Raw genomic sequence first — 11,233 nt, 5'->3', positions numbered from 1 at the left:
CCGCCCGTGATCGTCGCGTTCTTCAGAAGCCGCACGTTCAGATCCGCGATGCGCTGCGCCGACGCGTCGAGCCGCACGTTCGCCCGCGCGTCGATGAGCGGCAGCAGCTTCTTGTCGATGGAACCGGGCTTTGCGTTGACGATCGACACCGGCCCGCTCACCACGAAGGTTTTCGCGTCCGGCACCGGCTTCACTTCGGCGCGCACGGCGAGATCGGCAGCGGGCGCACCCGCGCTGAATGCCTGCGGATTGATGTGATCGGCGGTGACGATGGCGAGCTTGAGCGGCACGTCGGCGAAAGGCGTCGCTTCGACGTGCGCCTGGCCCGCGAGCTTCAGGCCGCTCGCATCCACGTCGGCGACGAGGTCTTCGAGCGAACCGGAAAGGCGCGCGCCGACCTGCACCGTCTCGCCGCTGACCTTGCCCGCGTAAGTCACGTCGCCCGTGAGGGGAAACGGCCGCGCGCCGCCGTCGAGCTTCGCGGCCGCGGTCACCGCGCCGAACGGCGTGTCGAGACGCTGCACCGTCGCCTCGTGATGCCGGCCGTCGCTGCGCCCGTTGAAGAGCAGGCGCGAGAACTCAGTGGTCGTCGTCCCCTGATGCAGCCGCAGTTTTTCGACGCTCAGATCTCGGACGACTAGCTGGATCGGCAGGCGCAAATCCTTCGGCAATTCGGTCTTCTTGCTCGGCTCGTTCGATGGCGCAATGCGCGCGTCGATGGTGCCGACATGCAGATAGTCGATGGTAAAGCGCAGCGGATCGCGCGTGAGCGACCAGCGGCCCGACACGCTGTCGACGGCGATATCGGTGCCCTTCCCGTCGAGACTCTTCCAGTGGACATCGCGCAATTGCAGGCCCGAGGCGACCGCGCCGCCGTCCAGCTTGCCGGTGAGCCGTCCGCCGAGGAGCGAGGTCGCCGCCTGCCACAGATAGCGCGTGCCGTGCTCGGTCGTGAGCGCGAAGAACACCGTGCCGAGCGCCAGCACGACGATGATGAGAACGACGAGCAACAGCGCCGCGAGCCAGCGCAGCGCGCGCCGTCCGCCGTTGCGGCGCGGCGGCGTTTTCGGAGTTTGCGGCGCGTCGCCATTGCCGTGGCCGCCTGCTTGCGCGTCGGGTTCCGTCATGCGTTCGTTGTCGGGAATATCGCTCATGGCGTGCTCAGAACGCGATGCCGAGCGTCAGATACGGCTTGATGCTCTTGTTCTTAAGGCCGTATGCGACGTCCACGTTGACCGGCCCGACCGGGCTGCGCCAGCGCGCGCCGACGCCCACGCCCGGCTGGAACACGCGCTCGTGCCATGTATCGGTCGCCGTGCCGATGTCGAAGAACACCGCGCCGCCCCAGTCGTGCGTGAACCAGTGCTGATATTCGCTGCTGCCCGTCACCATGTACTTCGTCGGCAACACCGAACCGGACACATTGTGGCCGATACCCAGATAGCTATAACCGCGCACCGAATTCGCGCCGCCCGCGCGAAACAGCAGCGACGCCGGCACGCCGCTCGACGGCCCGGTCGTAAACACGCCGCCGAACTCGGCGCGAAACACCAGCAAATCGTTCTTGCCGAGCGGCAGGTACTGCTGCGCATTCGTGTAGAGGCGCGCGAACGTCTGATCGGTCATGACGTTTTTCACGGCGAAGCCCGCTTCCGCCCGAATCACGTTGCCGCGGCGCGGAAACAGCGGATCGTCGACGTCGCGGCGCACCCACGTCCACGCGGGCACGAGCGCGCGCGCGGTCGACGGGTTCGGCTCGTTCTGCGTGAGACGGTCGTCGTAAAAGGTCAGCGAGTACGTGGTGTCGATGTTCTGCGTCGAGCGCGAACGCTGCACGCCGACACGCGCGCTGTAGATCTTCGTATCGGATACGTCCGTGATCGTGTACGAGCCGAACACCGCGTTGACCCAGCCGCGCGAATCCGGCGGCATGGCGAGTTGCACGCGGCCGTACTGCTGCGTCTGGTCGAGCCGGCCGGAGATAGTGAACGGATACGCCGCGCCGAACGTATTCAGATAGCTGTAAGCGCCCTGAATGTGAAAGCCCGTGTCCGTGGCATAGCCGACGCCGTAGCGCACGCTGTTGTACGGATACTCGCTCACCTTGATGTGCAGCGGTGTCTCGACGGGCTTCGTGACGTCGTTGCTCGCGTCGATGGCGACGCTCGCGTAATACGGCGTGTTCTGCACCTGCCGCTGAAGCTCGTTCACGCGGGCGATGTCGTAGATTTCGCCTTCATGAATCGGATTCACGTTCTCGATGATCTTTTGCGGATAACGCTTCGTGCCGCTGATATCGAGCTTGCCGAAGGTGAAGGTCGGACCGCTGTCGAACGTGACCGAGAGATCCGCCATCTGCGTGCGCGGATTGATGCGCGCCTGCGAGCGAACGATGCGCGCGCCGAGATAGCGGCGCGATTGCAGCGCGCGCAGCGCCGCGCTCTTCGCGTCGTCCCAGGCGTGCTGCGAGAAGGCGTCGCCTTCGTTGACCGAAAACGCGAACCGCGCGGCGTTTTCCTGCGCGCGGTCTTCTGTCGTCACCGCGCCCGTGAACTTCAGGTCCACCGAAGCGACTTTCGTCTGCGGACCGGGATCGACGCTGACTTTCACCGAACGCTTCTCGCCTGCCGTGTTGACGTCCGTGCGCACGACCGGCGTGAAATAGCCCTCGGTCGCGACGAGATCGCGCACGTCTTTCGGCGTGGCGGTGACGAGGAACTGGAACTGGTCGTCGCTCACGTCGTCGCGCTTGGCGAAACGCGCGAGGTCGAGATGATCCTGCAACAGCTTCTTGATGCTGCGCGGGGCGTCGATGTCCACGTCGTATTTCGCGAAGGCGGGCGTCGCGGCCGCCAGCAATGCAAGCACCGCGAGCGCAGCCGACGCACGGCGGAAACCGGCGACGGCGGCCGGGCGATTGCGGCCAGGAGGCGCAAACGGTTTCGCTGTGCGCGGTGTTGCGGCCAGGTTGCGCAGCGCGCGCAGCGAATCAGACAAACGCCCCGCCAAACGTGACCTCCGGCATCGGGATGAGTGGGAATCGAAAGGTGAAGCGGTCCAGCGGGTGCGGCTTCGGTGCAGCTCAGGTGCAGCTCAGGTGCGGCTCAGGTGCGGCTCAAGCGGCATGGCGCAGGCGCTATTTCACCACATCGATGCGCGCGGGCGACGCAAAAAAGCACGGTACGGCACGAAAGCCGTGCGCCGTTGGACGGCGCGAGACCCCGGCGGGTTCCGCACGCGAGCGCGGCAAGCGCCGATATGCGTGGACCGCGCCTCTCCTTGCGGTAAAATCGCCGACGAACTCGCGCGCCCGATTGCCCGGGCGCGCCGCCCTCATCGAACAGAATCGACTCAACGGAAGCCGCATCATGTATCAGTCGGACATCACCCAGTTCATCAATCAGCTGAAAGCGCAGAAACCCACGCTGGAAGACGAACAGCGCCGCGGCCGCGCGCTCCTGTGGGACAAACAGCCCGTCGATCTCGACGAGCGCGCGCGTCAGCAAAGCTCGCGCGTGAAGCAGACCCCTTACGTGTACTACCAGAACTTCTGAACGTGAGCGCCGGCCACGAGCCGCAAGCAGCGCGGGAAGATGCACGCGAGACTCGCGACGTGGCGCTCGCCGCGCCCGCGACCGATTCGACGCCCGACACCATCGACGGCGTCGCGATCGCGCATCTGTACGGCGAGCCGCTATGGAAGCTGCCGACGGATCTCTACATTCCGCCGGACGCGCTCGAAGTCTTTCTGGAAGCGTTCGAAGGCCCGCTGGACCTGCTGCTCTACCTGATCCGCAAGCAGAATTTCAACGTGCTCGACATTCCGATGGCGGATGTCACCGCGCAGTATCTCGGCTACGTGGACCAGATTCGCCAGTCGAATCTGGAACTCGCGTCGGAATATCTGCTGATGGCGGCCATGCTCATCGAGATCAAGTCGCGCATGCTGCTGCCGGTCAAGAAGGCCGACACCGGCGAGGACGCCGAAGACCCGCGCGCCGAACTCGTGCGCCGGCTGCTCGAATACGAGCAGATGAAGCTCGCGGCGCAGCGCATCGACCAGTTGCCGCAACTCGGCCGCGACTTTCTGCGCGCGGAGGTATACATCGAGCAGGCGTCGGTGCAGCGCTTCCCGGACGTCGACATGAACGACCTGCGCGCCGCCTGGGCCGACGTCATCAAGCGCGCAAAGCTCGTGCAGCATCACAAGATTTCGCGCGAAGAGCTTTCGGTGCGCGAGCACATGAGCATCATCCTGCGCCGCCTGCAAACCGCGCGCTTCATGGAGTTCACGGAGCTTTTCGATACGTCGCGCGGCGTGCCGGTGGTCGTCGTGAACTTCATCGCGATGCTGGAGTTGTCGCGCGAATCGCTGCTCGAAATCACGCAGGCCGAGCCGTATGCGCCCATCTACGTCCGGCTGGCGTACTCTCCTGCCTAAGAACCCGCTTTTCTCCCACATTTGCCTCGGGGCAGCCGTTTTTCACGCCGCCCGCCAGGAGACACCCGCTCGATGAAAGTCATCAGCTCGATCCATGAACTGCGCGACCAGTTGCGCGGCCAGAACCGAACCGCCTTCGTCCCGACGATGGGCAATCTTCACGAAGGCCATCTCTCGCTGATGCGGCTCGCGCGTCAGCATGGCGATCCCGTGGTCGCGAGCATTTTCGTGAACCGCCTGCAATTCGGGCCGAACGAAGACTTCGACAAATATCCGCGCACGTTGCAGGACGACATCGAAAAGCTGCAAAGCGAGAACGTCTACGTGCTCTTCGCGCCGACCGAAAAGGACATGTACCCGGAGCCGCAGCAGTATCGCGTGCACCCGCCGCACAATCTCGGCGACATTCTCGAAGGCGAATTCCGCCCCGGCTTCTTTCATGGCGTGTGTACCGTCGTGATGAAGCTGATGTCGTGCGTGCAGCCGCGCGTCGCGGTGTTCGGCAAGAAGGACTACCAGCAGTTGATGATCGTGCGGCAGATGTGCCACCAGTTCGCGCTGCCGACGGAGATCGTCGCCGCCGAGACCGTGCGCGATGAAGACGGCCTCGCGCTGTCGTCGCGCAACCGCTTTCTGTCGCCTGCCGAGCGCGCGGAAGCGCCGCAGCTTGCCGCGCAACTGCAGCGCGTGCGCCAAGCCGTGCTGTCGGGAAACCGCGATATCGCCGCACTGGAACGCGACGCCATGAACGCGCTCGCCGAGCGCGGCTGGAAGCCCGACTACGTGAGCGTGCGCAAGCGCGCCGATCTGCTCGCGCCGGGCGAGGCGGACGCGGACGCGCCGCTCGTCGTGCTCGCCGCCGCGAAGCTCGGCGCGACGCGCCTCATCGACAATCTGGAAATCTGAAGGAAGTCCGCAACATGCAACGCACCATGCTCAAATCGAAGATTCATCGCGCGACGGTTACGCACTGCGAGCTGCACTACGAAGGCTCGTGCGCCATCGACGAGGATCTGCTCGAAGCGGCGAATCTCCTGGAGAACGAGCAAATCGACATCTGGAACGTGAACAACGGCGAGCGCCTGACCACGTACGCGATCAAGGGCGAGCGCGGCAGCGGCATGATTTCGCTGAACGGGTCGGCGGCGCGGCGCGCGCAACTGGGCGATCTCGTCATCATTGCGGCATTCGCGCAGGTGGACGAACAGGAGATCGCGGCGGGCTGGAAGCCGAATCTCGTCTTCGTCGATGAGAACAACCGCATCAAGGGCAGCCGCGATCACGTGCCGACGCAAAACTGGACGTAAATCGTCGGAGCTTTGCCCGCACGAAGCCGGCGCATCCGTCACGGAGCGCCGGCTTTTTATTTTTTCTGCGCCCAGTCGATGATCGGCTGCCACTGCTCCAGATCCTTCTCGACGCGGCTTGGCGCGACATCCCAGATGGTGAGACCGTGCGCCGCGAGCTGCACGTAGTTTTGCGTGTCGCGCAGAAAGGCCAGCACAGGGAGGTCGAGCCCTTCCACGAAACGATGCAGTTGGTCCGCCGAGCGCGTGCGCGCATCGACGCGCATGCCGACCACGCCCACCTGTATCGAGCCTTTGCGCACCGCCTTTTCCTTCGCCAGCTTCGCGAGAAATTCCTGCGTCGCGAGAATGTCGAACATGGACGGCTGCAACGGCACGATCACCTTGTCGGCCAGTTGCAGCGCCAGCGCGAGCCGGTTGCCGTGCACGCCGGCCGGTGTATCGACGATGGCTTTTTCCAGACCTTTCGGCGGCTTCACGGGCGCATCGGGATTCACGCCCCATTCCTCGATTGTCGGCAGGGTGTCGACGCGCAGCGAAAGCCAGCCGTGCGCCGAGCGTTGCTTGTCGAGATCGGCGAGCGCGACCCATTCGCCGTTCGCGGCGAAATAGCCTGCCAGGTTCGTTGCGAGCGTGCTCTTGCCGACGCCGCCTTTCGGATTTGCCACCACGATCACGGTCATGGAATGTCCTGATATTTGTACGGCGCGCGAGAAAGTGCGGAAGCCGCGCGCACGGTTTCGTCGTTATAGAACGGATACATGATTCGAGCCGTTGATAATATCGGCAAACGACACGCGCGGCACGCTGGCCGGTTGGCCGATGGCGCGCGCTTTCTCTACTCGACCGGATGACCGCTCATGCCCCTACGCCCCGACGTCACGCTCGACTTCTTGCGCCACCGCCAGAAAGGCCGCCTGCCCGATCTGCTCGGCATCCAGTTGCTTTCGCTCGATGAAGGCGCGCTCAGCGGCGAACTCGTGATCCGCCCGGAACTGCTCGCGCCGAACGGCTTTCTGCACGCGGCCACCGTCGTCGGGCTCGCGGATACGTGCTGCGGCTATGCGTGCATCGCGCATCTGCCGGAGAAGGCGCAAAACTTCACGACGCTCGAACTCAAGAGCAACCACGTTTCGACGGCGCGCGAGGGGAAGATCGTCGCGAAGGCGAGCGCCGTGCATCTCGGACGCAGCACGCACGTGTGGGACGCGACGGTGACGAACGGCGACGGCAAGCTGATCGCGATGTTTCGGTGTACGCAGATGATCCTGTACTGACGCCCTTATTCGAACAACGCCGCGACCGCATCCAGATCGAGCGACTTCGCGAACGCATCCGCGAGCCGTTCCAGAGACGCCTCGCGCAGCGCCGGATAGTCGAGCGGCGCGGCATCACCGACGCCGGCCCACGCGAGCAGCGCGGCGCAGGCTTCGGGCGTATCGAAGACGCCGTGCAGATACGTCGCGGCGATTTGTCCATCGTCCGATATCGCGCCATCGACGCGCCCCGAATCCAGCGCGACCAACGGCCTGTCCAGCGCCGCGCCGCTCGTGCGGCCCATGTGAATCTCGTAGCCGCGCACGGGCGCGTTCGTCGCGCCGATCAAGAGCCGTCCAGTGACGTTCTCCAGTTGCTTTTGCGGCGCGAGCACCGTGTACAGATCGAGCAGGCCGAGACCCGCAACACGCCCCGCCGCGCTTTCCACGCCATCGGGATCGTCGATCTCGCGGCCGAGCATCTGCATGCCGCCGCAAATGCCGAGCACTTTCCCGCCGTACCGAAGATGCCGGGTGATCGCGCGATCCCAGCCGTGCTCGCGCAGCCACGCGAGATCGCGCTGCACGCTTTTCGACCCCGGCAGCACGATCAGATCCGCAGGCGGCGGCGCGACGCCCGCGCGCACGTACTCGAAATCGACCTGAGGATGCGCCCGCAGCGCATCGAAGTCCGTGTGATTGCTGATGCGCGGCAACGCGGGCACGATCACCTTCAGCGCGGCGCTGTCGCTCGGCGTACGGGAATCACGCGGCAGCATGTCTTCGGCATCGAGCGTGAGGCCGTGCAAATACGGCAGCACGCCGAGCACGGGCTTGCCGGTCTGCGCTTCGAGCCAGTCGAGCCCCGGCCTCAGAAGGCCGATATCGCCGCGAAACCGGTTGATGACGAAGCCCCGCACGCGCGCCCGCTCGCTCTCCGACAGACACGCGAGCGTGCCGACGAGATGCGCGAACACGCCGCCGCGATCGATGTCCGCCACCAGCACCACCGGACAATCGACGCGCTCGGCGAAGCCCATGTTCGCGATATCGCGGTCGCGCAAGTTGATCTCGGCGGGACTGCCCGCGCCTTCCACGATCACCGCGTCGAAGTCGGCCTGCAGGCGCGCGTACGACTGCAAGACGGCATCGAAGGCGATGCTTTTGTACGCGTGGTAAGCGCGCGCGTCGAGATTGGCATGCGCGTGGCCGTGGATGATGACCTGCGCGCCGCGATCGCTCGTCGGCTTGAGCAGCACCGGATTGAAGTCGATGCGCGCGGGCACGCCCGCCGCGACCGCCTGCAACGCCTGCGCGCGGCCGATCTCGCCGCCGTCGATCGTCACCGCGCTGTTGAGCGCCATGTTCTGCGGCTTGAACGGCGCGACGCGCACGCCACCGCGCCGCGCGAGACGGCACAGACCCGCGACGAGCGTGCTCTTGCCGGCATCGGACGTGGTGCCCTGAATCATCAACGTGCCGCGCGGAGTGAAGGGCATCGGAGGATTCCCATGAAGAACGACGCGCTATCTTAGCCCGTCAGTACAATATTGCGATGATCCCCGACATCACGTTCATTCTCGGCGGCGCTCGCTCCGGCAAGAGCGCGCACGCCGAACGCCTCGCCGACGACAGCGGCCTGCCCGTCACGTATATCGCGACGGCGCGCATCGGCGATGCCGAGTTCGCCGAGCGCGTGCGGCATCATCGGTTGCGCCGGCCCGCGCACTGGACGCTCGCCGAAGCGCCGCTCGATCTCGCGGGCGGGTTGCGCGAGGCGGACCGCGCGGGACAGTGCGTGCTGATCGACTGCCTCACGCTCTGGCTCGCGAATCTGCTCTGCCCTGCCGATGCCTCCTTCGACGAGCCCGCCACGCTGCCGCCCGCCGCCACCCAGGCATTCGATGCCTTCGACCGCGCCCTCGCCGATGCGCGCGGCAAGGTCATCGTCGTGAGCAACGAGATCGGGCTCGGCGTGGTGCCGCTCGGCTCGGTCACGCGCCTCTACGTCGACGAACTCGGCCGGCTGAACCAGCGCGTCGCGGCCGCCAGCACGCGCGCCATGTTGATGGTCGCGGGCCTGCCGCTCGTGCTCAAGGGCTGAGGGGCCAAACGTCATGCTTCTCCTTTCCGTCTACGCGATGTCGCTGCTCGCCGTGCTCGGCGTGATCGTCGATCGCATCTTCGGCGAGCCGCGCGGGCGGCATCCGCTCGTGGCGTTCGGCCAGTTCGCGACGAAGCTCGAAGCGCGGCTCAACACCGGGCGTCGCGCGCGGCCGGCGGGGATTCTCGCGTGGATCCTCGCGGTCGCGCCGCCGGTTTGCATCGCGTGGCTCGTCGTGAGCGTGCTGCCGTTCGCGTACGCCTGCATCGTTCACGTGATGCTGCTGTGGTTCGCGCTCGGCGCGAAGAGTTTGCGCGAACACATCGCGCCGATTGCGCGGGCGCTCAGTCTCGGCGATCTCGACGGCGCGAGAACGCTCACCTCGCGCATCGTGTCGCGCGATACGTCGCAGGCCGACGAGCTGGCGTTGTCGCGCGCGGCGGTCGAATCGGCGCTTGAGAACGGCAACGACGCGATCTTCGGCGCGCTCTTCTGGTTCGCGATCGCGGGCGGGCCTGGCGCGCTCGCGTTCCGGCTCGCGAACACGCTCGACGCGATGTGGGGTTATCGCACGCCGCGCTATCTGCGCTTCGGCTGGGCGGCGGCGCGCTTCGACGACGTGCTCAACTACATCCCCGCGCGTCTCACGGCCGCGAGCTACGCGCTCACCGGCGACACCGGCATGGCGTGGCACTGCTGGCGCACGCAGGCGCGTTCGTGGGACAGTCCGAACGCCGGGCCGGTGATGGCCGCGGGCGCGGGCAGCCTGAACGTGCTGATCGGCGGCGCGGCGGTCTATCACGGCGTGCTCGAAGCGCGGCCGACGCTCGGCGCGGGCCACAACGCGACGCCCTGGCATGTGGTGGCGGCGCTGCGGCTCATCGACCGTTCGGTGCTGCTGTGGCTCGCCGTGTTTCTGGTCCTCGCCATCCTGAGTGTGACGACGAATGCCTGATCCGATTCCGCATGGCGGCAATCTGCGCTACGCCGCCCGCCGCTATTCGATACCGCTCGACGACTGGCTCGATCTCTCGACGGGCATCAATCCGTGCGGCTATCCGGTGCCGCCCGTGCCGCCCGACGCGTGGCGACGCCTGCCCGAAGACGACGACGGCCTCGCCGATTGCGCCGCGCGTTACTACGGCGCGCCGCTCGCGCTGCCGGTGGCGGGCTCGCAAGCGGCGATCCGCGCGCTGCCGTATCTGCTCGAGCGCGGCACGGTGGGCGTCGCGCCGCTGACTTACGGCGAATATGCGCCGGCGTTTGCGCGCGCGGGGCATCGCGTGGTGCCGCTCAATGTCGCCTGCGCGGCGTTGCCTGCGTCCCTCGATCACGTGATCGTCGCGAATCCGAATAACCCGACGGCTGAGCGGCTCGGCCGCGAAACGCTTCTGCGCTGGCACGCGCGCTTGGCTTCGCGCGGCGGCACGCTGATCGTCGATGAAGCGTTCGCCGACGCCGATCCCGCCGCGTCGCTCGCCAGTGACACCGCCCGCGATGGTCTCGTCGTGCTGCGTTCGGTCGGCAAGTTCTTCGGGCTGGCGGGCATCCGCTCGGGCTTCGTGCTCGCCGCGCCCGCGTTGCTCGACGCGTTGCGCGACGCGCTGGGCGCGTGGACCGTCGGCGGACCGGCGCGGCATGCGGTCATGGCCGCCTTTGCCGATCACGCGTGGCAGGCCGAGACGCGCGAGCGTTTGCAGCGCGACGGCGCGCGACTCGCCGCAACCATCGCGCGACATGGGTTCGATGTGCGCGGCACGCCGCTGTTCGCATGGACGCAAACGCCGCGCGCGCGGTCGCTGCAACACGAACTGGCGATGCGCGGAGTCTGGACGCGGCTCTTCGAGCGGTCCGATATGACGCCGAGTCTGCGCATCGGTCTGCCGGGCAGCGAAGGGGACTGGGCGCGGCTCGAACGGGCGCTCGCGGAGATCGTCGGATGAACTGGGTCGCCGTCTTCCCGATGAATCGAGCTCACGCGTCGTTGAACTGCCGGTGCCAGCGGAGACCGCCGCATGAAGGCGCGAAGATGGAGCCTGCACTCAACCGCATGCGTCGCCCTCTTGCCGATGCATCACGCCCACGCCCCGCTGTCATGGCCCGCGCCCACGGAGACGGACGCATG

11 protein-coding genes and 1 pseudogene are annotated in these 11,233 nt (G+C 66.5%); 8 read left to right on the top strand and 4 right to left on the bottom strand.

Annotation, left to right across the window (positions count from 1 at the left end; genetic code table 11):
* Both NCR35_RS04545 and NCR35_RS04540 read right to left on the bottom strand, forming a co-directional pair.
* A pseudogene (locus NCR35_RS04545) lies at positions 1-1,154 on the bottom strand (translocation/assembly module TamB domain-containing protein); the annotation flags it as partial.
* Positions 1,155-1,161: 7 nt separating this feature from the next.
* Positions 1,162-2,868, bottom strand: a complete 1,707-nt coding sequence (locus tag NCR35_RS04540; RefSeq protein WP_250533326.1) for an autotransporter assembly complex protein TamA — start codon at positions 2,866-2,868, stop codon at positions 1,162-1,164.
* Between the two features lie 497 nt (positions 2,869-3,365).
* Here NCR35_RS04540 and NCR35_RS04535 point away from each other — a divergent pair, with 497 nt between their 5' ends.
* The 4 genes from NCR35_RS04535 (at position 3,366) to panD (ending at position 5,748) form a co-directional block, all read left to right on the top strand.
* Positions 3,366-3,554, top strand: a complete 189-nt coding sequence (locus NCR35_RS04535) for a DUF3460 family protein (RefSeq protein ID WP_250533325.1) — start codon at positions 3,366-3,368, stop codon at positions 3,552-3,554.
* A gap of 59 nt (positions 3,555-3,613) precedes the next feature.
* Positions 3,614-4,441 carry a segregation and condensation protein A gene (locus tag NCR35_RS04530; protein ID WP_175940607.1) on the top strand — a complete coding sequence of 276 codons (828 nt, stop codon included), beginning with the start codon at positions 3,614-3,616 and terminating at the stop codon, positions 4,439-4,441.
* A 72-nt stretch (positions 4,442-4,513) separates the two neighbouring features.
* The gene (gene panC, locus NCR35_RS04525) at positions 4,514-5,347 is read left to right on the top strand and encodes a pantoate--beta-alanine ligase (RefSeq protein ID WP_250533308.1); all 834 of its coding nucleotides are present in this window, start codon (positions 4,514-4,516) and stop codon (positions 5,345-5,347) included.
* 14 nt (positions 5,348-5,361) lie between these two features.
* Positions 5,362-5,748 carry an aspartate 1-decarboxylase gene (panD, locus tag NCR35_RS04520; protein ID WP_206467731.1) on the top strand — a complete coding sequence of 129 codons (387 nt, stop codon included), beginning with the start codon at positions 5,362-5,364 and terminating at the stop codon, positions 5,746-5,748.
* Between the two features lie 56 nt (positions 5,749-5,804).
* Here the strand turns inward: panD and NCR35_RS04515 are convergent, their stop codons facing one another.
* Entirely contained in the window at positions 5,805-6,431 is a 627-nt protein-coding gene (locus tag NCR35_RS04515; protein WP_250533303.1) for a nucleotide-binding protein, read from the bottom strand.
* Between the two features lie 177 nt (positions 6,432-6,608).
* Between NCR35_RS04515 and NCR35_RS04510 the strand changes: the two genes are divergently transcribed.
* A complete protein-coding gene (locus NCR35_RS04510) occupies positions 6,609-7,025 on the top strand; it encodes a PaaI family thioesterase (RefSeq protein WP_244848089.1) in 417 nt (138 codons plus the stop codon).
* 5 nt (positions 7,026-7,030) lie between these two features.
* Here NCR35_RS04510 and NCR35_RS04505 read toward each other — a convergent pair whose 3' ends face one another.
* Positions 7,031-8,503 (bottom strand): cobyric acid synthase, encoded by a 1,473-nt coding sequence (locus tag NCR35_RS04505; RefSeq protein ID WP_250533298.1) that lies wholly within the window; start codon positions 8,501-8,503, stop codon positions 7,031-7,033.
* 56 nt (positions 8,504-8,559) lie between these two features.
* On the opposite strand from NCR35_RS04505, the gene cobU reads away from it, so the two are divergent.
* The 3 genes from cobU to cobD are packed head-to-tail and all read left to right on the top strand — an operon-like array spanning position 8,560 to position 11,051.
* Positions 8,560-9,108: a bifunctional adenosylcobinamide kinase/adenosylcobinamide-phosphate guanylyltransferase gene (cobU, locus tag NCR35_RS04500; RefSeq protein WP_250533297.1), complete on the top strand. Its 549-nt coding sequence runs from the start codon at positions 8,560-8,562 to the stop codon at positions 9,106-9,108.
* Between the two features lie 13 nt (positions 9,109-9,121).
* A complete protein-coding gene (cbiB, locus tag NCR35_RS04495; protein ID WP_250533296.1) occupies positions 9,122-10,063 on the top strand; it encodes an adenosylcobinamide-phosphate synthase CbiB in 942 nt (313 codons plus the stop codon).
* On the top strand, positions 10,056-11,051 hold the full coding sequence (gene cobD, locus NCR35_RS04490; RefSeq protein ID WP_250533295.1) for a threonine-phosphate decarboxylase CobD: 996 nt from the start codon (positions 10,056-10,058) through the stop codon (positions 11,049-11,051). The genes cbiB and cobD overlap by 8 nt, the downstream gene beginning before the upstream one ends.
* The last annotated feature ends 182 nt before the right edge of the window (positions 11,052-11,233 follow it).

Origin of the sequence: Caballeronia sp. AZ10_KS36 (genome assembly GCF_023631105.1) — a bacterium.
GTDB lineage: Bacteria > Pseudomonadota > Gammaproteobacteria > Burkholderiales > Burkholderiaceae > Caballeronia.
This window is presented reverse-complemented; position numbering and strand designations above follow the sequence as displayed.